This window comes from Mesorhizobium sp. USDA 3734, from assembly GCF_056279665.1.
The window spans coordinates 413,964-437,265 of record NZ_JBWCCW010000001.1 but is presented as its reverse complement, the minus strand read 5'-3'; the positions used below and the strand labels follow the sequence as shown (position 1 = coordinate 437,265).

23 protein-coding genes and 1 pseudogene are annotated in these 23,302 nt (G+C 63.6%); 8 read left to right on the top strand and 16 right to left on the bottom strand.

Annotated features, from left to right (window positions below; translation table 11 throughout):
• Positions 1-20: 20 nt before the first annotated feature.
• A complete protein-coding gene (locus ACZ89F_RS02155; RefSeq protein ID WP_476090200.1) occupies positions 21-1,469 on the bottom strand; it encodes a TolC family protein in 1,449 nt (482 codons plus the stop codon).
• Positions 1,470-1,822: 353 nt separating this feature from the next.
• Between ACZ89F_RS02155 and ACZ89F_RS02150 the strand changes: the two are divergent.
• The 4 genes and pseudogenes from ACZ89F_RS02150 to ACZ89F_RS02135 all read left to right on the top strand — a co-directional run.
• A pseudogene (locus ACZ89F_RS02150) lies at positions 1,823-1,960 on the top strand (3-methyl-2-oxobutanoate hydroxymethyltransferase); the annotation flags it as partial.
• Between the two features lie 88 nt (positions 1,961-2,048).
• The gene (locus ACZ89F_RS02145; protein ID WP_476090199.1) at positions 2,049-3,512 is read left to right on the top strand and encodes a phospholipase D-like domain-containing protein; all 1,464 of its coding nucleotides are present in this window, start codon (positions 2,049-2,051) and stop codon (positions 3,510-3,512) included.
• A gap of 104 nt (positions 3,513-3,616) precedes the next feature.
• Positions 3,617-4,471, top strand: coding sequence for an endonuclease/exonuclease/phosphatase family protein (locus tag ACZ89F_RS02140; RefSeq protein ID WP_476090198.1), 855 nt, complete (start codon positions 3,617-3,619; stop codon positions 4,469-4,471).
• A gap of 70 nt (positions 4,472-4,541) precedes the next feature.
• Positions 4,542-4,877: a hypothetical protein gene (locus ACZ89F_RS02135; protein WP_476090197.1), complete on the top strand. Its 336-nt coding sequence runs from the start codon at positions 4,542-4,544 to the stop codon at positions 4,875-4,877.
• 49 nt (positions 4,878-4,926) lie between these two features.
• Here the strand turns inward: ACZ89F_RS02135 and ACZ89F_RS02130 are convergent, their stop codons facing one another.
• The 10 genes from ACZ89F_RS02130 to ACZ89F_RS02085 form a co-directional block, all read right to left on the bottom strand.
• Positions 4,927-6,321: a glutamine synthetase family protein gene (locus ACZ89F_RS02130; protein ID WP_476090196.1), complete on the bottom strand. Its 1,395-nt coding sequence runs from the start codon at positions 6,319-6,321 to the stop codon at positions 4,927-4,929.
• 33 nt (positions 6,322-6,354) lie between these two features.
• Positions 6,355-7,440, bottom strand: a complete 1,086-nt coding sequence (locus ACZ89F_RS02125; RefSeq protein WP_476090195.1) for a branched-chain amino acid ABC transporter permease — start codon at positions 7,438-7,440, stop codon at positions 6,355-6,357.
• Between the two features lies 1 nt (position 7,441).
• Positions 7,442-8,341, bottom strand: coding sequence for a branched-chain amino acid ABC transporter permease (locus tag ACZ89F_RS02120; protein ID WP_127262910.1), 900 nt, complete (start codon positions 8,339-8,341; stop codon positions 7,442-7,444).
• A gap of 8 nt (positions 8,342-8,349) precedes the next feature.
• Positions 8,350-9,054 carry an ABC transporter ATP-binding protein gene (locus ACZ89F_RS02115; RefSeq protein WP_476090194.1) on the bottom strand — a complete coding sequence of 235 codons (705 nt, stop codon included), beginning with the start codon at positions 9,052-9,054 and terminating at the stop codon, positions 8,350-8,352.
• Positions 9,055-9,102: 48 nt separating this feature from the next.
• Positions 9,103-10,257, bottom strand: a complete 1,155-nt coding sequence (locus ACZ89F_RS02110) for an ABC transporter substrate-binding protein (protein ID WP_476090193.1) — start codon at positions 10,255-10,257, stop codon at positions 9,103-9,105.
• A 41-nt stretch (positions 10,258-10,298) separates the two neighbouring features.
• The gene (locus ACZ89F_RS02105) at positions 10,299-11,024 is read right to left on the bottom strand and encodes an ABC transporter ATP-binding protein (RefSeq protein ID WP_476090192.1); all 726 of its coding nucleotides are present in this window, start codon (positions 11,022-11,024) and stop codon (positions 10,299-10,301) included.
• A gap of 156 nt (positions 11,025-11,180) precedes the next feature.
• Complete coding sequence (locus ACZ89F_RS02100; RefSeq protein WP_109659477.1) at positions 11,181-11,765, bottom strand: helix-turn-helix domain-containing protein; 585 nt, start codon at positions 11,763-11,765, stop codon at positions 11,181-11,183.
• Between the two features lie 71 nt (positions 11,766-11,836).
• Positions 11,837-12,526 (bottom strand): N-formylglutamate amidohydrolase, encoded by a 690-nt coding sequence (locus ACZ89F_RS02095; RefSeq protein ID WP_476090191.1) that lies wholly within the window; start codon positions 12,524-12,526, stop codon positions 11,837-11,839.
• A complete protein-coding gene (locus tag ACZ89F_RS02090) occupies positions 12,492-12,641 on the bottom strand; it encodes a hypothetical protein (protein ID WP_476090190.1) in 150 nt (49 codons plus the stop codon). The genes ACZ89F_RS02095 and ACZ89F_RS02090 overlap by 35 nt, the downstream gene beginning before the upstream one ends.
• Positions 12,642-12,656: 15 nt before the next feature.
• Positions 12,657-14,066: an aldehyde dehydrogenase family protein gene (locus ACZ89F_RS02085; RefSeq protein WP_476090189.1), complete on the bottom strand. Its 1,410-nt coding sequence runs from the start codon at positions 14,064-14,066 to the stop codon at positions 12,657-12,659.
• A gap of 153 nt (positions 14,067-14,219) precedes the next feature.
• Here ACZ89F_RS02085 and ACZ89F_RS02080 point away from each other — a divergent pair, with 153 nt between their 5' ends.
• The 4 genes from ACZ89F_RS02080 (at position 14,220) to ACZ89F_RS02065 (ending at position 17,641) form a co-directional block, all read left to right on the top strand.
• Positions 14,220-14,978: an SDR family NAD(P)-dependent oxidoreductase gene (locus tag ACZ89F_RS02080; RefSeq protein WP_476090188.1), complete on the top strand. Its 759-nt coding sequence runs from the start codon at positions 14,220-14,222 to the stop codon at positions 14,976-14,978.
• A 237-nt stretch (positions 14,979-15,215) separates the two neighbouring features.
• Positions 15,216-15,590, top strand: coding sequence for a hypothetical protein (locus ACZ89F_RS02075; protein WP_476090187.1), 375 nt, complete (start codon positions 15,216-15,218; stop codon positions 15,588-15,590).
• A gap of 181 nt (positions 15,591-15,771) precedes the next feature.
• A complete protein-coding gene (locus ACZ89F_RS02070; protein ID WP_476090186.1) occupies positions 15,772-16,629 on the top strand; it encodes a hypothetical protein in 858 nt (285 codons plus the stop codon).
• A 145-nt stretch (positions 16,630-16,774) separates the two neighbouring features.
• Positions 16,775-17,641: a hypothetical protein gene (locus ACZ89F_RS02065; protein WP_476090185.1), complete on the top strand. Its 867-nt coding sequence runs from the start codon at positions 16,775-16,777 to the stop codon at positions 17,639-17,641.
• 50 nt (positions 17,642-17,691) lie between these two features.
• Here ACZ89F_RS02065 and amaB read toward each other — a convergent pair whose 3' ends face one another.
• The 5 genes from amaB to ACZ89F_RS02040 form a co-directional block, all read right to left on the bottom strand.
• Positions 17,692-19,206, bottom strand: a complete 1,515-nt coding sequence (amaB, locus tag ACZ89F_RS02060; protein WP_476090184.1) for an L-piperidine-6-carboxylate dehydrogenase — start codon at positions 19,204-19,206, stop codon at positions 17,692-17,694.
• A gap of 185 nt (positions 19,207-19,391) precedes the next feature.
• Positions 19,392-20,666, bottom strand: coding sequence for an RNA polymerase sigma factor (locus ACZ89F_RS02055; RefSeq protein WP_476090183.1), 1,275 nt, complete (start codon positions 20,664-20,666; stop codon positions 19,392-19,394).
• Complete coding sequence (locus ACZ89F_RS02050; RefSeq protein ID WP_476090182.1) at positions 20,663-21,037, bottom strand: YciI family protein; 375 nt, start codon at positions 21,035-21,037, stop codon at positions 20,663-20,665. The genes ACZ89F_RS02055 and ACZ89F_RS02050 overlap by 4 nt, the downstream gene beginning before the upstream one ends.
• Positions 21,038-21,145: 108 nt before the next feature.
• Positions 21,146-22,252, bottom strand: a complete 1,107-nt coding sequence (locus ACZ89F_RS02045; RefSeq protein WP_476090181.1) for a DNA topoisomerase IB — start codon at positions 22,250-22,252, stop codon at positions 21,146-21,148.
• 109 nt (positions 22,253-22,361) lie between these two features.
• A complete protein-coding gene (locus ACZ89F_RS02040; protein ID WP_476090180.1) occupies positions 22,362-23,300 on the bottom strand; it encodes a glycosyltransferase family 2 protein in 939 nt (312 codons plus the stop codon).
• Positions 23,301-23,302 lie beyond the last annotated feature (2 nt).

Sequence of the window (23,302 nt, the reverse complement as noted above, 5' to 3'; positions counted from 1 at the left end):
TCGCTGGACCTTGTGCCGTCTTACTTCTTCCTCACCGGGGCGAGGATATCGAAAGGCAGGTCGTTCTTCTGCTCCGATGGCGTCCGCGCATAGGTTTCAGTGTCCGCGGTTTCCGGTGCTGCAAACTCGGCTCGCGCATAGGCCGTCGCTTGCTTTGCCGGCTGAAGGTTCATCGTTTTCAGCAACTGTCCGGTCGCGGCCAGAAGCCGGTACTGGGCAAACAGCGATGCGTAGGACGCGGTGTCCGCAAGCGTCGCCGTGTTGAACCGCGTATTCTGCGCATCGAGCACGTCGAGCAGCGAGCGCTGTCCGACTTTGAACTGCTCGCGATAGGAAGCGACTAGCTTCTCATTGGCGGCGGCTTGTTGCCTCAGGGTCTTTGCCAGATCGGCTTGCCGGAAACGGCGATCCCACGACGTGCGAACAGCTTCCTCGATTTCGCGCTGAACCTGATGCAGCGCGAGACGCTGTTCACTGGTGCGGCGGATCTGCTCCTGCTCATTGGCCTTGTCGATGCCACCGCGGTAGAGGTTCCAGCGCAGGACCACGCGGGCCTGCAGGTCGGAGGTGTCGCCATCGTCACCGTCAATGTCGGTTCCCGCCCGGGCGACACCTTCAGCAATGATGGAGGGGCCAAATTTTGCCCGCGCAGCATCCACGAGGGAGGCCGCCGCGTCTATGTCGCTGTTGGCCATGTGCACGCGCGGATTGCTTTCCCGCGCCAACCCTATTGCCTCGTCAAGCGAGCGCGGGAGTGCGGCCGAGACATCGCCCGGCCTCGAAGGGCTGGTCAGCGGCTTTCCGACGGTCTTGAAGAAGCGGATCTTGGCCGCTTCCAGTTCCTCGGTCGCCTCCTGCATGCGCGCCTTGGCGGCGAACAGCCGTTCCTCGGCCTGTTGCCGGTCGGCCTCGTTCAGCGCACCGCCCGAGATGCCTTGCCGGATGTCGCCGAGAATTGCCTGGTGGAAGCCGAGATTTTTCTTCGCTTCGGCAACGATCGAAGCCTGCAGCATGTATTCCAAATAGTCCTGGACAACGGACAGCCCGATGAATTCGGACCGTTCCAGCACACGGAATGAAGCGCCATCGACGCGCGATGCCTGACGGTTCAATTCGGCCCGCCTTGCGCCGCTGTCATAAAGCGTCTGCGAAACGGTAAGGTCCGTTTCAGCCGGATAGAGCGCATCGTCTTGGATGGAAAGCGAGCGCCGGGATGGGTTGTCGAGCCGTCGAACGCCAGCCGATGCCTCGACATCGACACTGGGAAGATAAAGGCCTTTGGCCTGCCGCAACTCGAACTCGATTGCTTCGCGGTTTTCGATTGCCTGCCCAATCTCGGGATTGGACTCCACCGCAACAGCCATCGCCTCCTTGAGCGTGAGCGCATGAGCACCCCCGCAGGTCAGCATGGTGGCCGTCATCAAGAGACCAAGGCGCCTGCCTATGGTCGACACGCTTGTCGTATTCATTCAACCCACCCTAACGTTTCCCCAGCGCCTTTTCACAGCGCTACAACCAAGCCCAGGGGCCAGCCGTTGGAGAACTATCCAACAGATTCACGAAATATGTGAGTGATTATTAATTTAGAGAACGCTAAAAAGGTAAATTCGCGCTACAAGGCTGCTCGATGTAGCAAAAATAGCACATAAACATCGACCCGCTGCGGTTGCACCCGGACGCTGTCGCGTGTGGGAAACCGAAAAAACATGAGGGCCGCCGGCCAATGCGGGCAGAATCGTAGCAGGCGCGAACAGCCGCTATTGACGACTGAATCCGGAGTTGGATCACTATTTTGGACAACGCCACGCCAAGTGCCGCGTCGCGGCTGCAACGCGAGCGCATCGCCGCCTATCGCGAGTTCATATCCGACGTGCAAACCGGCGCCTATCCCAAGCCGCAGCATGTGGTTCCGGCCACCGACGAGGAGCTTTCTGCTTTCAAGGCGTCTCTGGGCCTCTAGCGGCTATCTGCGGACATGCGGCCCGCACAATCCGGCGACACGATCGGCCGCATTGCCTTCTGCAATCGCTCGCTGGATAGTCTCGGCCATGTTGGAGACCCTGGCGACTCACTGGCCGCAAATTCTCGCCATCATCTCGGTGGTGATGGCGACCGTCGGCATCAGCCATGCCGTCATGACCAAGGAGGATGTCCGCGCCGCCACCGGCTGGGTCGGCATCATGGTGCTGTCGCCGATCCTCGGCGTGCTGATCTATGCCGTCGCCGGCATCAACCGCATTCGTCGTGCCACGATCACCGCCCAGCGTCCGCTTGCCGGTGATGCTGTTTCCGCCAAGCACGAGCTCGACCTTGCCGCCGAAGAGGCCCTGATCGTCGAGCGGTACGGCCAGCGCTTCGCGGGTCTCAGAACACTGGGCGACAGGGTGGCGCGGCGCGCGCTCAACCCGGGAAATGCAATCGATGTGCTGGAGACCGGCGACGAGGCCTATGCCGCCATGTGCGCGGCGATCGATGGTGCCGAGCGCAGCATCCTGCTTGAGACCTATATTTTCGACAATGATGCCGTCGGCCTGCTCTTCGTCGAGGCGCTGGCCGGCGCCATTCGGCGTGGCGTCACCGTCCGCGTGCTGATCGATGCCGTCGGCGCCCGCTACTCCGTGCCGAGCATCCTTGGGCATTTGCGCGAGGCCAACATCCCCGCCGATGTCTTCAACGGCAACATCGTCATGGGCCTGCGCCTGCCCTACGCCAATCTCAGGACCCATCGGAAGATCCTGGTGGTGGACGGCATGACCGCCTTCACCGGCGGCATGAACATCCGGAAGGGCTTCTCGGCCGAATTCGCCGGCTCCAACAGCGCCAGGGACACACATTTCCGGGTGACCGGTCCGGTCGTCGCCGACCTCTTTTCGGTCGCTGCCGAGGACTGGCGCTTCGCCACCAACGAGGCGTTGAAGGGTGATGCCTGGCGAATCGCCCCGCTGTCACCGTCGCCCGGCGTGCCGATGCTGGTGCGGGCGGTCGCTTCCGGCCCGGACGCCAGCAACGAGACCAACCACAAGCTGCTGATCGGTGCATTCTCCGTTGCCCGCAAGTCGATCCGCCTGATGTCGCCCTACTTCCTGCCGGATCGGGAACTGATCAGTGCGCTGATCACCGCAGGCAGGCGCGGTGTCGAAATCGACATCGTCGTGCCGGCCGTGAACAATCTCTTCCTGGTCGACCGCGCCATGACCGCCCAGTTCGACCAGGTGCTGAAACATTATTGCCGCGTCTGGCGTACCGAAGGACCGTTCGACCATTCGAAGCTGCTTTCGATCGACGGTGTGTGGGCTTATGTCGGCTCTTCCAATCTTGACGCCCGGTCGCTGCGGCTCAATTTCGAGATCGACTTGGAGGTGCTCGACGCCGGCTTTGCCAGCGAGATTGAGGCGCGGATCGGGTCGGCGATCGCCTCCGCCGTGCCGGTAACGCTGGAAACGTTGCGGGCCCGGCCATTCCTTATCAGGCTGTTCGACCGGGTGCTTTGGCTGGGTTCACCCTATCTTTAACAAAACGACGTGTTCGCCGGATAGTTTGATGTTGATCATGGAACATAAGCCCAAAGACTCTATTTGAGGTGCATGGTGAAAGCAGCTGAAATGGCAGGCACTCGATGCGACTGAACGGACGCAGCCTCCCGGCAAGCATGCTTTTATCCATTCGTGACCGCCGGATGCAGAAGGCAAACGCCGCCGCACACAAGACGACGGCCACCACTGGCACGCTGGTTGCCTCCTACAATGTCCACAAATGCATCGGCGTCGACAGGAAGTTCGACCCGGAGCGGACCATCCGCGTTATCCGCGAAATCGATCCGGATGTCATTGCGTTGCAGGAAGCCGACAACCGTTTCGGCGACCGTGATGGGCTTCTCGACCTGCCCCGGCTCGAGCGGGAAACCGGCCTGGTTCCGGTGCCGATTTCCGCGACCGGCAAGGGCCATGGCTGGCATGGCAATGTCTTGCTGTTCAAGAAGGGCGTCGTTCGTGACGTGCATCAGATCAAGCTTCCAGGGCTGGAGCCGCGCGGCGCGGTGGTGGCGGAGATCGACCTCGATGGAAGCCAGACGCTGCGCATCATCGCCGCCCATCTTGGCCTGCTGCGCCGTTCGCGCTCCCAGCAGGCACGTGTCGTGCTTGACCTGATGAACAGCCCGGACGAAAAGCCCACCTTGCTGCTCGGCGACCTCAACGAATGGCGGCTCGGCAACCGCTCGGCGCTCAACACGCTGCATGCGAGCTTCGGCCCGCAGCCGCCGGCGGTCCCCACCTTCCCCTCAAACCTGCCATTGTTGGCGCTCGACCGGATCATGGCCAACAGGCATGGCATGATTGCCGCCGTCGACGCGCATGACACGCCGCTTTCGCGCGTTGCCTCCGACCACCTGCCGCTGACAGCTTTCGTGCGCCTGGAGCGTGTCTCCGATAACGGCTTGATATCTCCGGCGTCGCAAAGCGTGTTGATTTAAAGTGGAACGCCCGGTTCTTCCGCGAGTTGATATGTCGAGTTGATATGTCTTTGACTCGCAGGAGGATGAAATGAAAAAGCTGATTTTAGCTTCCGTATTGGCATTTGCCGCGACAGCTGCGGTCATTGTGCCAACGCAAGCTGCAAGCGTGATTATCCAGTCCGACGACAACAACCAGTATTCACCGGACGATCAGTCCGACAACGGCGAAATTGTCGTTCGCCGCCATCACCGGTATAACAACGACAACCAGTATGGCGACGATCAGAACGGCAGCGTCCAGTTCGGTGATTACCAAGGTGGCGAATATCGCCGCCACCATCGGCATCACCGCTGCCATATCGAACTGGTCAAGCACTGGCGCCACCACCACAGGGTGATTGAAGAGGTCCGCGTCTGCGGCTGATCCTGGTCAGACCAACCCGCCAGCGAAAGCCGGCCGGTTTCTGGCATGACTAGCTGACGAAATAGCGCTGCCATTCGAATTCGGTGATGTGTGACGCCTGCCAGGCGTCGAATGCTGCCTGCTCGGCCCGTCGGCTTTCGGCGTAATTGTCGCGGAAGGCCGCGCCAAAGGCGTCGGCGCAGAAATCCGATGTGGCAAACGCCTCGATCGAACCATTTAGCGTGCGCGGTAATTTCGGCTTGTCGAGATTGGCCAGGTTCGATGTCACCGGCGCTTCGAGCGGCAGGTCGTTTTCGAGGCCCTCGCAGCCCGCTGCCAGGATCGCGGCAATCGACAGATAGGGATTGATGTCGGCGCCAGGCGCGCGGTGTTCCAGCCGGCAGGCGCCGTCATTCGGCGTGGTGATGGCGCGGATGGGTGCCGTACGGTTCTCGAAACCCCAGGCGACGTCTTCCGGCGACCAGGCGCCACGATCGAAGCGGCGATAGGAATTGACCGTCGGCCGAAACAGCAGATGCGTTTCCTGCATCCGGTTGAGCAGGCCGGCAAGGAATTTTTCGGCGACCGGCGTCAGCCGGTTCGGACCGGCGGCGAAGGCCGGCTTGCCGTCGCGCCACAGGCTGACATGGTGATGCGCGCCGCAGGCGCTTTCCTTGCCTGGCGGCTGGAAGCGCGTCATGAAAGTGGCGACCAGGCCACGCTCGGCGCAGAGTTCACGCAGATGCAGCTTGGCGCGCATGGCGTCGTCGGCTGCCTGCAGCGCCGACTTCGGCGTCAGCGCATATTCATACATGCCATAGCCATATTCGGTGACCAGCGAGGCCACCCCGATGCCGATGCTCTTCATGCGGGTGATGAACTCGGCGGCAAAATCCTGATACTCGCCGCTGCGCACCAGATCATAATTGATCAGCGAATGGCCCCACGGCTTCAGCTCGCGGTAGCGCCCGGCGCGCATCAGGTCGTGGTCGGCGTGGAAGATGCCGAACTCGTATTCGAGCGCGACCATCGGCTCGTAGCCGAGCGCCCTGGCGCGTTCCTCGACGCGGGCGAGCACACCGCGCGGATCGAACGGGCAGACCGCGCCGTCGAGCATGTAGGAACTGGTGATGGCCGAGGCGAATTTCGGCTTCCAGCCGTGCTGGACGACCGTCGCCGGATCGATGATCCCCTTGATATTCGGGAAGCCATTCTCCTCATTGGCGCTCGGCGAGGCGAAGGCGACGTCGCCCATCGGCTGGCCGTCGCCATGGGTGACGCAATAAAGGATGGCGTTGATGGATTCGCCATAGGTCGAAAGCTTCAGCGGCGTGATCTTGGAGCGGAACGCCCCTGACGTGTCGACCGTATGGATCTCGATGAATTCGACGCCGGCAGCTGCCAGCTTGCTCTGCAACGCCTCGAGCCTGGGCTTGTAGGTCGCGGCCTTGTCCTCAAATTCCACTTTCAAACCTCCACCAGAGAATGCCGGGCTACGCTACTTCGCGCTGCGCCTGAAAAATCGCGACAACAGTTCGTCGAGCTCGTGGCGACCGCTGATGCCGCTTGGCCGAAAGGCCATGCAGAGCACGATGACGACGCCGAGCGCCACGCCGGACAGCCCGAGCAATTGCGGCAGCTGGATGCCGGCGATCGTCACGCCGGATTCGATGCTGCGGATGAATTCCAGCCCGACCGAAAGCACGATCACGCCGGTCACCGCGCCTGTCACCGTCGCCATGCCACCCAGGATCAGCATCGCCAGCGTGTTGAAAATCATCTGGAAGTAGAACAGTTTCGGACTGATCGTGCCCGCGAAATAGGCGTAGAGCACCCCGGCCAGGCCGCAGATCAGCGCCGACAGCACCCACGACATCAGCCGCAGGCCCCTAGCGTCGATGCCGAGCGCTGCCGCGGCTTGCGGGCTCTGGGCGCTGGCCCTGAGTTGCAGGCCCCAGCGGCTGTCCTTGAACAGCCGCGCCAGCACGATCACCACCACCGAAAACACCATCATCCAGGGCAGGCCGACCACCTTGGGGATGCCGAAGAAGGCCTGGTTGCCCTTGAACAGATCGGTCCAGTTGAGAAACACCGAATGGACGATGATCAGCAGCGCCAGGCTGACGATGGTCGCGGCGACGCCCGACAGGCGGCTGATCACCTTGCCGCTGACGGCGGCGACGATGCCGACCGCGATGAGCGCAATGAGCGCCGATGGCACCGGATCGAGTTGCAGCGTGGCGAAGCCGAACGGCGCATTGGGGATCGACAGTTTCTTCATGGCCAGCGGCGTCGACAGGATGGCGACGCCATAGGCGCCGAGGCCGACAAAGGCGCTATGGCCGAGATTGGCGATGTTGCTGTTGCCCATGAACACTTGCAGGCCGACGACGACGATCAGGTTCACGAAGGCGCCGAGCGCCAGATAGGTGTAGTAGGTCGGTGCGAAATTCAGGATCAGCAGCCCGACCATCAGCACAGGCAGCGACGTTACCAGCCCACCGATGAGCGAGCGCGTCAGCGCGCTGCCGGGCCGCGCGACAACCACAGCAGTAGGTGCGGTGTTTTCAATTGTCTGCGACACTTCAAATCTCCTTGTCGCCGAGTTCGACCCGCTGGCCGAGCAGGCCTTCCGGCCGGTAGACAAGCAGCGCGACGATGATCACGTAGGTGAGCGCATCCTTGAAACCCCCGTATTCCTGCGGCAACGCAACCAGCAGGCCGACCTCGATGAAGCCGAGCAGCATGCCGCCGGCCGCAGCGCCCGCCAGCGAGCCGAAGCCGCCGATGACGCAGGCGACGAACGCCTTCAAGACCAGGCTGAAGCCAAGATCGGGCGAGACGCTGCCGCGCCGCGCGATGATGAAGACAGCGGCGATGCCGGCCAGTGCGCCGGAGATGGCGAAGGCCGTGGCGATCACCCGGTTCGCCTTGATACCCATCAGCCGCACCGTGGCGAAATCGCGCGACGCCGCGCGGATAGCTAAGCCCAGTGTCGAACGGTTGAGGAACAGCACCAGGGCCAGGATGGTCAGGCCGGAGACGATGAGCTCCATCACCTGCAGCGACGACACCGCGAACGGGCCGAAGAACCACATCTGGTTCAGCCCATTGAGGATCGAAACCGACTGCGGCTTTGGCGAGATCAGCAGCATGAACAGGTTCTGCACGACGATCGAGACACCGAAGGCGGTGAGCAGCCCGGTCGTCGTCGGCGCATAGCGAACCGGCCGGAACGCCACCCGCTCGAAGGCGATGGCCGCAAGTGCTGCTGCGGCGACAGCAAGCAACACGGCGACGAATGGCGAGGTCAGTCCGAGCGCCGCCGCCAGGAACACGCTGTAGGCCGACACACCGATGATCTCGCCATGCGCGAAGTTGACCAGGCCCATGATCGAGAACACCACGGCCAGGCCGAGCGCCACCAGCGAATATTCGGCGCCGAAGGCCAGCGCATTGAGAAGCTGCTGCAAGGCATAGTCCATGTCGCCGCCTACCCGCCAATATAGAGGTTGAAGAGGCCGTGTTCGTCGGCAAGGCTGGAGGGAGGCCCGCTGTGGCGAAGCGTTCCGGCACTGACGACATAGACGCGGTCGGCGAAGCGCAGCGCCTGCCTGGCGTTCTGCTCGACCACCAGCAGCGTCAGCCCTTCCGCCTTCAGCTCGCCGATGAAATCGAAGATCTGCACGACGATCTTCGGCGCCAGCCCCAGCGACGGCTCGTCGAGCAACAGCAGCTTCGGCCGCGACATCAGCGACCTGGCGATGGCCAGCATCTGCTGCTCGCCGCCTGATAGCGTGCCGGCCGCCTGCCCGTAGCGTTCGGAAAGCACCGGAAACAACGCCAGGAAGCGCTCGATGTCCTGGCGCACGCCCTTGGGGTCGCGCCGTGTCGCCGCACCAAGCCGCAGATTCTCGCCAACCGTCAGATTGGCGAAGATGTGCCGGCCTTCCGGGGTCGAGGTCAGACCGGCGCGAATACGGTCCTCGGTGCGGACACGCGAAATGTCCTGGCCGTCGAGAACGATGCGGCCGGAAGCCGGCGTGACCAGACCCGTCAGCGCATTGATGGTCGAGCTCTTGCCGGCGCCGTTGGGGCCGAGCAGGGCGACAAGTTCGCCCCGCCCGACCTTCAGGCTGAGGTCGCGCACCGCGTTCACCGCGCCGTAGCGGACGACCAGATTGTCGACGCTCAGCACGACGGGGCCTGCACTGCGAAGGCTCGATCCATCATCACTTGCTGCCCGTCAGTTCAGCGCCGGAACGAAGGTCGGCGGCGTGTCGGTGATGAGCACCCGCTTGCCGCTCGCAAACCCCATCACCGGCACGGCCTTGACCGGATAACCCTTCTTTTCCGCAAAGGAGATAATCGGGGCCGTGGTGCCGGGATAGCCGCCTGGCGCACGGATCGCCTCGCGCAAGGCGGCGGGCTCGACCGTGCCGGACTTCTTCGCCGCCTCATAGCTGATCTGCACCATGTCGGCGCCGAGCGCGTCGAAGATGCCGTTGATCTTGTAGCCATCGGCCTTGCACTGGGCGAGGAACTTGTCGATCGGGCTGTCGACGCCGGTCGCGCCATGGGTGGCGAACATCACCTTCTCCAGCGATGCCGGATCACCGACCGTGCCTTCCAGCGACTTGTCGTCGAAGGCGTCGCAGCCAGCGACCCAGCCATCATAGCCATTGGCTCGCAGTTGGCGGATGAAAATGCCGACATCCGGCAGCACGCCGCAGATGTGGATGGCGTCCGGCTTCTGCGGCAGCGCCTTGATGCTGGCGATCTGCGGCGACCAGTCTGATGTGCCCCAGGAATAGTTGAGCTTGGAGACGACCTTGCCGCCGAGATGTTCGAACACTTCGCCGAACCATTCCGGCAACTTTTCCGAATAGGAACCGGCATCGGGCGAGACCATCAGCGCCACGGTGCGCGCACCCTTGCCGTAGAGCGCATTGGCGGTTGCTGCCGCATTGATCGGATCCGGCACCGCGCCGGCGATGAAATTGTCGAGGCCGGCCTGCTGCATCTCGAGCTGCGTGTTCGGCGCCGAGAACACTGTGGCTCCGTAGGGCGCAGCGATCTGGGCGGTCGGGATCAGCGCATCCGGGAACGGCACGCCGGTGATGATCTGCGCGCCGGCATCGAGGAACTTCTGGCCGAGCGACACCGAAAGCTGCGGATCGGAGCGGTTGTCCTCGATCATCAGCTCGACCTTGGGGTCACCGGCGCCTGCGGCCTTGTTCAATTTGTCGGCCATGCAGCGCGCCCCTTCGGCCTCGCTGTAGGGCGCGTAGGTGCCGGTCATCGCCACCGCGAGACCGATCTTCAGATCGGCGGCCCCGGCATGCGCAACCTGCAAAAGCCCCGCCGCCACGACCGCGGCCCCCAAAATCATCTTCTCCATTTGACCCCTCCTTCTCCCTTGTTGTTGGCGTTAGGGCGCCGTCACGATGTTGCGGACTGCCCGACGTAAACCTCGATGACGCGCGGATCGCGCCACACCGCTTCGGTCTGCCCGGACGCGATCACCTGGCCCTGGTCCATGACACAGAGCCGGTCGCACAGCCGGTTGATGAAGCGCAGATCGTGATCGATGACGATGGTCGCGCAGCCGACATCCCTGCGAATGCCCTCGATGGCCACCGCCAATGTTTCGGACTCGCCTTCATTGAGGCCGGCAGCTGGCTCGTCGAGCAGCAGCAGCGACGGCCCCAGCGCCAGCGCGCGGGCGATTTCGAGCCGGCGCTGGCTGCCATAGGACAGCGTGCCGGCCGGAACGTCGGCGAAGCCGTCCAACTGATATTGCGCAAGCAGTTGATCGACGCCGATGCGTGCCGCCGCTTCCGGCCGAACCGCCTGGCACGTGATGTGAGCGACCTCGACATTCTGCCGAACGGTCAAATCCTTGAACAGGCGGATGGTCTGGAACGTCCGCGCGACGCCCGCCCGTGCGCAATGTTCAGGGCCGTGGCCGGTGATCTCCTTGCCCGCCAGTCTGACACTGCCGGTGTCCGGTTTAAGCACGCCGGAGATGGCATTGACCAGGGTGGATTTGCCGGCGCCATTGGGGCCGATCAGGCCGAGGATTTCGCCGGCCTCGCAGGCCAGCGAGGCACTGCGCAACGCCTGCACGCCGCCAAAGGTCTTGCTGACTGCCTCAACCGACAGCATCGGTTCCATCTCCCATCCGGCCGATGGCTATTTCTCCTGTCGGCCGGTCAACAGGATGCTAGACCCCGGACTTTTCCATAACAAGCATTTTTTTCCATTTTAGAAAATATTCTTGAGAGGTCGAACTTTCGGGCCCGGATTGCGGTCAGGCCGGGATCAGACCCCGGCTCCGGCCGGCAGCCCGTCGCGCGGCACGGTGTTCGACATCAGCATGATCACCGGCTCGTCGCCCAGCGCGATATAGGCATGCTGCATTTCGCCGTCGAACAAGATGCTGTCGCCCGGCTGCAGCACTGTGGGGTCATAATGGATCGTGTGCAGTTCCAGGCTGCCGCTCAGCACGTGGATGAACTCCTCGCCCGAATGGCTGCGCCAGCCGCCATTCTCCTCGAAGCTCCGCGCGCGCAGCGTGACACGCCAGAAAATGTTGGTCTTGTCGCGAAAATCGCTGCACAGGACCTCGAATTCCATCGCATTGCCCTGGTGCAGGATGCCGCTGCCGGCACGTGTGATCGAACGGCGCGCCTGCATGCCCGGCTTCGGGCTGAACAGGAAGGAGGCCACCGGCACATGCAGCACGCCGGCGATCATCAGCGCCACGTCGACCGTCAGCCGCGCTTTGCCATTCTCCAGCTTCGACAATTGCGAGACCGAAAGGCCGGAGCGCTCGCTGAGATCGCGCAGCGTGATGTTCTGCTCCTTGCGCGCATCGCGGATCTTGCTGCCCACATTGCCTTGCATCGCGCGCGCCCTTGGCTGTCGTGTTTCCAATTCGACAACCTCTAGCGGGGCGACCTTGGGGCGTCCAGCCTTTAGACGGGTACGGCTGGTTTCGGCCATAGCGACATCGCGACGGTGGCAAAGATATCCTCCAGGGTGCGGCTGACGAGCGCGAATGTTTCCGGATCGGAAAGCAGGTCGTTGCGGACTTCGAGATAGAGGCAAGGCCTGCCCTGCTCCAGCCCGTGCCGGTTCAGTGTGTAACCAACGGCCTGACGCCAGTCATACGGCTCGTTGTCGCCGATCCTCAACCCGGCCTCGGCGCCCCGCGCGCCAAGCGTCTTCAGCACCGAGGTGACGAAGGGGGACGGCTCCCGCCACAGCACGCCGATGTCGACATTGCGCCTGACACCGCCCATCACCGGGGTGAAGGAATGCACCGAGATCAGCGCCTGCCGGCCCGCCGCGGCCTCGATAACAGCCTGTTCGACCGGCGCCCAGGCGATCATCTTGCGCAGCCTGACATCGACTGCATCGGGCGTCAGATTGCCGGGCACCGGAATGCCGCCAAGATCCGGGCGCATGAAATCCCATTCGCCGGCAGGCCGGTTGTAGTCGAGGAACAGCCGCGAATAATGCGCGACCACGGCCGGCGCCCGCAATGTCTGCGACAGCCGGCGCGTCAAGGCATCGATGCCGATATCGACAGCGAAATGCGTGCCGAGATAGGATGCTGCGAGGCCAAGGTCATGCCATGGCGCGGGCACCAGAATTGCCCGCATGCTCGGCGATCAGCAGATAGGGGCTTGCCGCCTCGATCCGCAGCCGCTCGACGCTGGCCGCGGCCAGCGCGGCGATTGCTCCATCATCAAGCCCTGCAAGGCTCGCGGTGCTCACCAAGCCACCTCTGGATCAGCCGATGACGGAGCGGACATGATAGGCTTTCGCCGCTGTCGCCTCCGCCAGGCCGGCACGGCCATTGGTGCGGCCGAGACCGGAGTTCTTGATGCCGCCCCAGGGCAGATGCAAATCGGCGTGGTCACAGCGGTTGAGATAGACCGTGCCGGCCTCGACCTCGTCAAGCAGCGCCACGCCGTGGTCGATATCCCTGGTCCAGATCGAGGCGCTGAGGCCGAAATCGCTGTCGTTCATCAGACGGATCGCCTCGTCATCGCTGCCGACGGACTGGATGCAGGCCACCGGCCCGAACAGCTCGTCACGCATGATCCGCATGCCGTGGTCGACACCGACCAGCACTTCCGGCGCGACATAGGCGGCGCCGAGGCCAGCGGCCTTGAGCGTGCCGTCCCGCGGCATCAGCCGCCGAGCCCCTGCCCGCACCGCCTGCTCGGTGAGATCGCGGATCGTATCGGCGGCACTTGCCCGCACCACCGGGCCGACCATCGGCTTTTCGCCGATGGGATGTCCAATCGTCCATTTCGCCGTCTCGGCGACCAAGGCTTCGACGAAGCGGTCATGGATCGCCTGGTCGACATAGATGCGCTCGACCGAGCAGCAGGACTGGCCGGCATTGGAATAGGTGCCTTCGGCGATCTGCGGGATCGTCGCCTCGAGGTCGGCATCGGCGCGGACATAGGTCGGATCCTTGCCGCCGAGTTCGAGATGCACCTGGGTGAAGGTGCCCGCGGCGGCAGCATGGACGCGCCGGCCGCCATTGACCGAGCCAATGAAATTCACCGCATTGAAGGCGCCCGAGGCGATCAGCTGCTCGGCATCGGCATGGTCGAGATGCAGGCTCTGGAACACGCCCTCAGGGCCGCCAGCGGCACGGAAAGCCTCTTCCGCCAGTTCGGCAATCAATGGCGTCTGCGGCGAAGGCTTGAAGATCACCACATTGCCGGCCGCGAGCGGCGACGTCACCAGATAGCCGAGCATGGCAGTCGGATAGTTCCAGGCGCAGATCGACAGATGCAGGCCGCCCGGGGTCGGCCGGGCATAGCGGCGGATGGTCTCATCCGAGGGATAGGCCACATCGGCCAACGTTTCCGGCGCGATTTCGGCAAGCAGCTCTCCAACCAGCGCCAGGCGCGGTGTCTCGTCGGCCTGCCACAGCGGCCGGCCGATCTGCCATGCCACCATCTCGGCCAGCGGCGTTGCCCGCGCCTTCATCTCCTCGCCGAAGCGCAGCAGGATCGCCAGCCTGTCGGTCAGCGGCGTCCGCCGCCAGGACGGCAGGGCGGCACGCGCCCGGGTCAGCGCTGCCTCGATGGTGGAACCGTCGGCATAGGAGCGCGTCGTATAGGTCGAGCCGTCAACGGGAGAAGTCACGGAAAAGGTCCGCGCGCCGGAATGCAGGTTCATGCTGTTGAAATCCATCCGAGCTGAGAGGTCATTTTGGCTACGATATCGCGATTTTCCATTTTGGCAAATTTTTTCTAATACCGCTTGATGGATTTCTGGTCCGCCCCTATTGTCCCCTTCGATCGGCATTTCGGCAGAAGCAGAGGGGTTCAGATGATCGCTTACGATTTCACCGGCAGGCATGCGGTCGTCGCCGGCGCAGGCGGCGGCATGGGCGAGGCGATCACGCTGGCGCTGCTCGATGCTGGCGCCTCGGTCACCGCCATCGACGTGAAGGGCCGGCCGGCCTCCCTCGCTTCTTATGACGACAGGCTCACCTTCGCGCAGGGCGATCTCACCGACGCCGCCTTTGTCGAACAGACGATCGGTACGGCGGGCCGCGAGCGCGGTGGCATCGACTATCTCGCCAATGTCGCCGGCGTGCTGTGGTTCGGTCGCGACAAATCGGCCCTCGAGATGGATCTCGACGTCTGGGACGAGGTGTTCAGGATCAATCTGAAATCCTTCGTACACACGGCGCGCTCGGTCGTCCCGCATATGCGCTCGGGCGGACGTGGCGGCGCCATGGTGCATTTCTCGACCATCCAGTGGTATCGCGGCGACGCCAACCCCCAGGACGCCTATCAGGCATCGAAAGCCGGCGTCTGCGCGCTGTCCAAATCGCTCGCCATGCAGCTGGCGGGTGAGCGCATCCGCTCCAACGCCATCTGTCCCGGCATGGCGCTGACCCCACTGCAGGCGCGCTGGGACACCGAGGAGAAGCGCTCGGCCGTGGCGAGCTACGCACCGCTCGGCCGCATCGGCACGCCACAGGACATGGCCAACGCGGCCCTGTTCCTGCTCTCCGACGCGGCGAGCTACATCACCGGCATCGAGCTTGCCGTCGACGGCGGCCTGCTGATGCGCATGTAGCCAGCACGCCGGAGGCCATGGTCCAGACCGCGAGCTCGAGAATTGCCGGCTCTCTCAGCGATCACAATCTGTCAACTTTCCGTTCCATGCCATCCCAGGGATTGGAACGCCCCTATATGGATATTGCGGGCCACGAACCGCCGGCGATGACAGGATCACCGCGACGCGACGGAGCAGATTGCCCGTGTCCGGAAAGCGATATCCATACCGCTTTTCCCTTTGAAGGGAGGCGCGACCATGCGCAATTTCACACCAAGGATCATAGCAATCGCATCGCTACTGGCGGCGGTGCCGCTATCGAGTGCTTACGCGGCCCACCGCCACAGGGTCGAACCGCAGGGTATGTCTGTCGAGGCAAGAGCGGTCTTCGACCAGTTGCAGGGGGTGAAGCAAGGGATTGTCGAGGCAAGGGATGCCAAGGCGATCACCCCTGAGCAGGAGCACGATCTGATGACGAGGGCCGACAGCATCCATCGCTCGGCCACGGGCGGCGGCGCATACCAAGGTTTGCTCAGCCAGATCGAGAACCTGGATCAGCGACTGCAAGACGATTCAGGCGGCGGCTTCTACATCGGCGACGGCGCCGATGGCGGCTATTATCCAAACGGCTGACGCAGGCCGACAATGATCGCGCGGCGCCCCCGGCGATTTTCGGGGCGCGCCGGTTTCATGAACCCGCCGCTATCGCACGGCGCCTATTCTGCATATCTGGTACCCTCTGGACACAGCTATGGAAGGCTGAAAAATGTGGAACGCAACTCCGCGTTTGGAGTTGAATCGGAACATGAGGAGGATGGCGCTGAATCTGGAAGACATTGCCGGCCATCCGGCCCTGCATCGCTATGTTCAGGCACAGTCGCTCGCGCTGATCCGGATTTATGAGCAGAGCCCGCGGCTGGCTTCCATTTTCGCCACGCAGCAGCGTTGGCTGATGGGCCATGTCGGCCTTGCCATGCATTTCAGGCGCGACCCGAACGACCGCCGCAAGGAGCTGACGGTATCGCGTTTCATCGAGTTCGTGCACCAGCACGCTGTGGCCAGCCGCAACACGGCGGACGCTTTCATCAAGGAGATGCTGCACTATCATATTGCTGAATATGTGTCGGGCGGGGATGGCCGTACGCACCCCTTGCAGCCGACAGCGGCAACCGTGCAGACTTTTACCGGTTGGGTCCTTGCCCATCTGCAGACGCTGGATCATCTCGACGGTGGCGACCGGCTGGCCAGGTTCCTGGAGCGGCCGGACATGGTAGCCAGGCTGCAGCCTCTGGTGGCGGATGGCCTGCTTGCCTCCAAGCCGGTGCGCGAGCCCAACCAGACATTCTCCCTGTTCATCTGGCTCAACAATGGCGGCATCGTCATGGACTGGCTGATGTCGGGCATCGACCCCGATCATGCCGGCCTGGACCAGATTCCGACGAGCGTGGTTTCGATCGGAGATTTCGCCAAATGGCTCAAGCTCTCGCGGACCCACCTGGCCCGCAAGCTGCGCGCCGCCGAGGAACTCGGCAGCATCGGCTGGCTCGGCCAGCGCGGCCATTCGGTGATGTGGGTGTCGAACACCTTCTACCTGGAGTACATGACCGTCCAGGCCGCCAAGCTGGCCATCGTCGATGCCGCCTTCGGCGCCTGTTTTCCGCCGGCTGGCTGAAATTGGGCCGGATAGAGGTCATGAGCCACACTCCTCGCAGCCTGTTGACCGCTATCGCCGCCCTGCATCTGGACACAGCAGCCGAAGGCTGAAAATGTGGTTTGTGTCTCCGCAGCCGTAAGGCTGAATCGGAGCATGGGGGGAAATGGCGCAGACCTTGGACCATATTGCCGGTCACCCGGCATTGTATCGCTGTGTCCGTGCCCAGGCGCAGGCATTGATCCAGGCCTACGAGATGAACCCGAGGCTTGCCTCGATATTTGCCACCCAGCAGCGTTGGCTGATGGCGCATATCGGCCTTGCCCTGCATTTCAGACGGGAGCCCGATGACTACCGCAAGCAGTTGACGGCTGCGCGTTTCATTGACGTGATTCGCGAGAACTCCGTCGCCAGCCGCAACACCGCAGATGCCTTCCTCAAGGAAATGCTGCATTACAATTTCATCGAGTACCTGCCGGCGACACAGGACGGCCGCATCCGCCCCATACAGCCCACGGTGAACACGCTGGACACGCTCGCCGGCTGGATGATGGCTCATCTGCACACGCTGGACAGTCTCGACGGCGCGAACCGCCTGGCGACGTTCCTGGAGCGACCCGATGCGCTCGCCAGGGTGCAGCCGCTGGTGGCTGACGGCCTGATCTCCTCCAGTCCCGTGCGTGAGCCCAAGCAGACCTTTTCGCTGTTCACCTGGCTCAACAATGGCGGCGTCGTCATGGACTGGCTGATATCGGGCGTCGACCCCGACCATGCCGACCTTGCCCAGATTCCGACCGGCATCGTCTCGATCGGCGATTTCGCCAAATGGCTCAAGCTGTCGCGAACCCACCTGGCACGCAAACTGCGCGATGCCGAAGACCTCGGCAGCGTCGGCTGGCTCGGCCAGCGCGGTCACTCAGTGATGTGGGTGTCGGGCGATTTCTACCAGGAGTACATGACCGCCCAGACCGTCAAGCTGGCCATCATCGATGCCGCCTTCGCCGCGGCCTTTTGCCCACCGGCAGACAGCTGATCGGTGCGGCATCCCCCGTGCGGGGGGATGCACAAAGCCGGCGGGCTCCGTCAGTCGATATCGAACGAGACGCCCTGGGCGAGCGGCAGCGCCTTGGAATAATTCACCGTGTTGGTGGCGCGGCGCATATAGGCCTTCCACGCATCGGAGCCGCTCTCGCGGCCGCCGCCGGTTTCCTTTTCGCCACCGAACGCACCGCCGATCTCGGCGCCCGAGGTGCCGATGTTGACATTGGCAATGCCGCAGTCCGACCCATCGACGCCGAGGAAGCGCTCGGATTCCTGCAGGTCACGGGTGAAGATCGATGACGACAGGCCGGCTCCCACCGCATTGTGCTCGTCGAGCACGGCGTCGAAATCTGAATATTTCATCACATAGAGGATCGGCGCGAAGGTCTCTTCCGTCACCGGCGAAACCTGGCTTTGCATTTCAACCAGCGCCGGGTGCACGTAGTAGGCGTCCGGATGGCCGTTCTCCACCCGCGCCCCGCCGGTCACCTTGCCGCCATGGGCGGTGGCTTCCGTCAGCGCCTTCTGCATGGCGTCGAAGGCCGCCTTGTCGATCAGCGGCCCGACCAGCGAGGACGTCTCCAGCGGATTGCCCACCGACACGCTTTCGTAGGCCTTCTTGAGACGCGGAACCAGGGCGTCATAGACGCTGTCATGCACGAACAGCCGGCGCAGCGTCGTACAGCGCTGACCCGCCGTGCCCATGGCGCCGAAGGCGACGGCGCGCAGCGCCATGTCGAGATCGGCGGTCGGGCAGACGATGCCGGCATTGTTGCCGCCAAGCTCCAGCACCGCGCGTGCAAAGCGCTTGGCCAGGCGCGGGCCAACGTCGCGGCCCATGCGGGTCGAGCCGGTTGCCGAAACCAGCGGCACCTTGGGATGATCAACCAGGATTTCGCCGACGGCACGGTCGCCGATCAGCACCGGCGCCAGGCCTTGCGGTGCGTCCGCGCCGAAGCGCTTGACCGCACGCTTGAAGATAGCCTCGCAGGCGAGCGCGGTCAGCGGCGTCTTCTCCGATGGCTTCCACACCACCGCGTCACCGCAGACCAGTGCCAGTGCCGCATTCCACGACCAAACCGCGACCGGGAAGTTGAAGGCTGAAATGACGCCGACGACGCCGAGCGGATGCCAGGTTTCCATCATCCGGTGGCCAGGGCGCTCGGTGGCGATGGTCAGACCGTACAATTGCCGGGAGAGGCCGACGGCGAAATCGCAGATGTCGATCATTTCCTGCACTTCGCCGAGCCCCTCGGACGGGATCTTGCCAACCTCGATCGAGACCAGCCGGCCAAGCTCGGCCTTGTGCGCGCGCAGTTCCTCGCCGAGCAGCCGCACCAGTTCGCCACGCCGCGGGCCCGGCACCATCCGCCACGCCTGGAAGGCCTTGTGCGCGGCATCGATCACCTTGGCTGCGTCAGCCGGCGAGATCGTCTTCAGCGCCGCGATCTGCTCGCCCGTCACCGGGCTCTTCACGATCAGGTCGCCGCCGACAAGCGCGTCCTTGGCCACACCCAGTTTCGCCAGAAGCTCGGTCGTTTCCTTCGCTATCGTCATTTTTGTCCCTTTCAGATCCCGTCACCATCATATGGCGCTGGGTCAAGCCTTCGCCGTGTCGCCCGCGTACCGAAAGGTACTTCAGGCACAGTCATGGCGTGGCATTACTCGTTTCAGGGAAGAATCGCCACCCCGGTATGGTCCAAGGTCGGCTGACACGATTAAGCCAGATGGGCAGATGACGCTCAGTTTGCCTTTTTCGCCGGCGGGCGCACGGCACCGTCCTTCATCAGCCGGTCGATATGCATGCGGATATGGGCCGCTTCCGCCGCTGTGTTTGCCAGCGCAATGGCACGGTCGAAGGCGACACGCGCCTCCTCGCCCCGGTCAAGCTGCATCAAAAGGCCACCCTTGAGGCCGAAGAAGTGGAAATAGCCGGAGAGCCGGTCTTCCAGCGGCTCGATCATGGCGAGCGCCTCTGCCGGACCACGCACCTTGGAGACCGCGACGGCCCGGTTGAGCGTGACCACCGGTGATGGCTGCATCTGCTCGAGCAAGCGGTAGAGCAGGTCGATCTCGTTCCAGTCGGTGTCCTCGGCCTTTTCGGCCCGCGCATGCAGCGCGGCAATAGCCGCTTGCACCTGATAGGGGCCGGGCTTGCGATGGCGCAGCGCCTTGTCGACCAGCGCCAGCCCCTCATCGATCATCTTGCGGCTCCACAGGCCGCGATCCTGATCCTCGAGCAGTACGATCTCGCCGCTCTCGTCAAAACGAGCCGGTGCCCGCGCATGCTGCAGAAGGAGCAGTGCCGCCAGCCCCATGATCTCCGGCTCGGTCTGGAACAGCCGCAGCAACAGCCGTGCCAGCCGGATCGCCTCCTCGCACAGCGGCGCGCGAGCCGGTGCCTCGCCGCTGTTGGTCGAATAGCCCTCGTTGAAGATCAGGTAGACCATGGCGGCGACAGCGGCGAGCCGCTCGGAGCGCTCGACGGCGCCCGGGGTCTCGAACGGCACGCCGGCGTCCGCGATGCGTGCCTTGGCGCGGGTGATGCGCTGCTCCATGGCGCTTTCGCTAACCAGGAAGGCGCGCGCGATCTGCTTGACGGTGAGGCCCGAGACAATGCGCAGCGCCACCGCGATCTGCTGCGTTGCCGGCAGATCGGGATGGCAGCAGATGAACAGCAGCCGCAGGATGTCATCGCGGTAATGCGCCCCGTCCAGCCGCTCGGCGATATCGCTCTCGGCGTCCTCCAGGTCGGAAATCTGGTCTTCCTCCGGCATCGGCGCCTGCTTGGCGCGCTTGCGCACCGCATCGATGCCGCTGTTGCGGCCGACAAAGATCAGCCAGGCCGCCGGATCACGCGGTGGCCCGTTCTGCGGCCAGCTCTTGATCGCCCTGAGGCACGCATCCTGGAAAGCTTCCTCCGCCGTATCGAGATCGCGGAAATAACGCAGCAGCGCGCCCATCGCCTGCGGACGGGCGGCGCTGATCGCCGAGCTGATCCAGGCGAGTTCGGTCATGCGGAAATCTTGGTGGGATTGAAGACGGAGACCGGCCGGATCTCATAGGAGCCGCCGCTCGGATTGACCTCGGAAAGCTCGCGGGCGAACTCCACGGCCTCGTCGAGATCGGCGCATTCGAGCGTGTAGAAACCGAGGAATTGTTCCTTGGTCTCGGCAAACGGGCCGTCGATGACGATCGCTTCGCCCTTGACCTTCCTCAGCGTCGTCGCCGCCGTGGTCGGCAAAAGCCGCGCCACCGGGCCAAGCCGGCCAGCCTTGGCATACTTGTCCTGAACGTCGAGGAGATTGGCCATGACCTCGTCGTCCTGTGCCTTGCTCCAGGAGCAGATGACGTCTTCGGAAGCATAGCAGAGGATTGCGTAGAGCATGGCTGGTCCTTTTCTCTGTCAAAGGACGAAACAGTAAGACCGATCCCGACACGACGTCGATAAAAAAATCCCGATGCCGTGGATTTGACGGCGGCCGGTGGTCGCTAGTCAGCTTTCGCGAATCTTCAGCCATCGCAGCACGAGAGCTTCCTCGTCATCGAGACCATCGATCGCGCGCTTGCGCTTGTTTGCCTGCGCCATTTCGTCCAGCAATCGCCCTTCTGACCAGGCGTCCAAGACTTGCGGATGGATGTAGCATTTGCGGCAGACGGCGCGCGTGTTGCCCAGCCGCTCGGCAACCTTGTCGATGACGCTGTTCATCACCCGCTTTTGCTGCGCCAGGCTTTGCGGCAATTCCGTCTGTGCAAACAACGAGGCTGCATGGATGGTGCCGCCCCAGGTGCGGAAATGCTTCGAACTGAACGCATCGCCCAGGGCCTCGCGGATATAGCGGTTGACGTCCTCGGAGCGGACCGGCCGCCTGCCGCCGTCCTCACCGAGATACTGAAACAGCTTCTGGCCAGGCAAATCCTGCGCGCCACGCACGATTCCAGCGATGCGGCGGTCGATCAGCTTCAGCTTCCACTCCTTGCCGGACTTGCCCTTGAAGGCAAACCGAAGGCTCGAGCCGACGATATCGACATGGCGGTCGCGCAATGTGGTCAACCCGAAACTCTTGTTGTCGCGGGCGTAGGCGGCATTGCCGACCCGGATCATGGTGTTGTCGAGCAGCCAGACGACCGCGGCGACGACGCGCTCGAGCGGCAGGCCACGACGGCGCAGATCGCTGTCGATCCTGCGCCGCAGGGCCGGCAGGCTTTCGGCAAAGGCGACAAGGCTCGAATATTTGGCGCCGTCGCGTTCTTCGGCCCATTGGGGATGGTAGCGGTATTGCTTGCGTCCGCGCTGGTCCCTGCCCGTTGCCTGGATATGGCCGTCGGCGCCGGGCGAAATCCACACATCCGTCCAGGCCGGCGGAATGACGATCGCCTCGATGCGAGCCCTGGTGGCGTCCGGAACCGCCCGTCCTTCCGGACCCTTGTAGGAAAACCCCTTGCCTGTCTTTAGCCGCCGGATACCGGGCTCGGCGTCGCTGATATAGGTAAGCGACGCATGATCGGCCGAGCTTTGCGACCCGTTCTTCGGCGCGCTACTTTTCGGCACAGCATCTTCCTCAGCCGAGCGGCTGGGCGACAATCCGGATTTTTGCAGCATGTCAGCTCCACGCAAATATCCGTAGATAAGCTGTTGGCCGATTGCTGGTTCCACACGCGCCGGAAAAGCCTGTGCGCCGATATTGTGTCGGTTGCGGCGGAACTGGCGCCTACAGAGCGCCTTGCAGCTGGATCGACGGCGCGGACAAACGCCGTCGCGCCGCGAGCTTGAACCTGTAGCGCAGGCAGCGCCAGGCTTCCGAGCGCCGCTTGGGGGCTGCCGCGGCCACCGCCAGGAAGCGTGCCGCGGTGTCCAGATCGCCGCGCGCATAGTGGACCCGGGCGATCTTGAGGGCGACAAGCCCTTCCCTGGCCTTGAGCGCCGACAACGGGATGTTGCAGTCGGTGAGCGTGCGCAGTTCTCGGCGCCAATCCAGGAAGCGCCGTACCGGGTTGATCGCATAGCGGTCGTCGGAACGCACCGGCGAAACCTCATAGACCATGACGGGTTGCGAAACCATGGCCAGCGATGCCTTGCTCATCAGCCGCGCCCAGAACAGCGTGTCCTCGTCATAGGCCAATCCGACCGGGAACCTCGTCTCGCCGATCAGGGATCGGGATGCCAGAACGCTGCCCACGGCGACCGACCGTATGTCGCCTTTCACATAGGCCGAAGCGTTCGCCAGGCACGCGGCCTGATAGCCGTTCGGCACCTTGATCTGCCGATCCTGGCCGTTCACTCGTCGCCGGTAGGCGCCAACGATCATATCGGCCTTCGGCTGCTTCCCTGCCTGCCGCAGCAGCGCGCGCAATCCGCCTTGCAGATGCAGATCGTCGGCATCGATCAGGTATACCCAGGGATAGACCGCCTCCGCCAACGCCACGTTGCGGGCGCCGCCGGCATCGCGGCAACTGGCCGACAGCACGCGCAACGGCAGCGACAGTTCCGCCGCGACCTGCCGCGCCACGGCTGCCGTGCCGTCCGTCGATGCATCGTCGACCAGCAGGATCTCGCCGATGATCTCGGCCTCGCTGCGAAGCGACGCCAGCGTTACCCCGATGGTCGCCGCCGCGTTGCAGGCAGGAATGACGACGCTGATCGCTCTCAATT

Coding starts and splice junctions, on each gene's coding strand:
- ACZ89F_RS02050 (WP_476090182.1), bottom strand. CDS start 21,037: ATGCTCTACGCAATCCTCTGCTATGCTTCCGAAGACGTCATCTGCTCC.
- ACZ89F_RS02120 (WP_127262910.1), bottom strand. CDS start 8,341: ATGGACTATGCCTTGCAGCAGCTTCTCAATGCGCTGGCCTTCGGCGCC.
- ACZ89F_RS02140 (WP_476090198.1), top strand. CDS start 3,617: ATGCGACTGAACGGACGCAGCCTCCCGGCAAGCATGCTTTTATCCATT.
- amaB (WP_476090184.1), bottom strand. CDS start 19,206: ATGACGATAGCGAAGGAAACGACCGAGCTTCTGGCGAAACTGGGTGTG.
- ACZ89F_RS02080 (WP_476090188.1), top strand. CDS start 14,220: ATGATCGCTTACGATTTCACCGGCAGGCATGCGGTCGTCGCCGGCGCA.
- ACZ89F_RS02085 (WP_476090189.1), bottom strand. CDS start 14,066: ATGAACCTGCATTCCGGCGCGCGGACCTTTTCCGTGACTTCTCCCGTT.
- ACZ89F_RS02145 (WP_476090199.1), top strand. CDS start 2,049: ATGTTGGAGACCCTGGCGACTCACTGGCCGCAAATTCTCGCCATCATC.
- ACZ89F_RS02070 (WP_476090186.1), top strand. CDS start 15,772: ATGGCGCTGAATCTGGAAGACATTGCCGGCCATCCGGCCCTGCATCGC.
- ACZ89F_RS02075 (WP_476090187.1), top strand. CDS start 15,216: ATGCGCAATTTCACACCAAGGATCATAGCAATCGCATCGCTACTGGCG.
- ACZ89F_RS02055 (WP_476090183.1), bottom strand. CDS start 20,666: ATGACCGAACTCGCCTGGATCAGCTCGGCGATCAGCGCCGCCCGTCCG.
- ACZ89F_RS02155 (WP_476090200.1), bottom strand. CDS start 1,469: ATGAATACGACAAGCGTGTCGACCATAGGCAGGCGCCTTGGTCTCTTG.
- ACZ89F_RS02095 (WP_476090191.1), bottom strand. CDS start 12,526: ATGCGGGCAATTCTGGTGCCCGCGCCATGGCATGACCTTGGCCTCGCA.
- ACZ89F_RS02100 (WP_109659477.1), bottom strand. CDS start 11,765: ATGCAAGGCAATGTGGGCAGCAAGATCCGCGATGCGCGCAAGGAGCAG.
- ACZ89F_RS02110 (WP_476090193.1), bottom strand. CDS start 10,257: ATGGAGAAGATGATTTTGGGGGCCGCGGTCGTGGCGGCGGGGCTTTTG.
- ACZ89F_RS02105 (WP_476090192.1), bottom strand. CDS start 11,024: ATGCTGTCGGTTGAGGCAGTCAGCAAGACCTTTGGCGGCGTGCAGGCG.
- ACZ89F_RS02135 (WP_476090197.1), top strand. CDS start 4,542: ATGAAAAAGCTGATTTTAGCTTCCGTATTGGCATTTGCCGCGACAGCT.
- ACZ89F_RS02065 (WP_476090185.1), top strand. CDS start 16,775: ATGGCGCAGACCTTGGACCATATTGCCGGTCACCCGGCATTGTATCGC.
- ACZ89F_RS02045 (WP_476090181.1), bottom strand. CDS start 22,252: ATGCTGCAAAAATCCGGATTGTCGCCCAGCCGCTCGGCTGAGGAAGAT.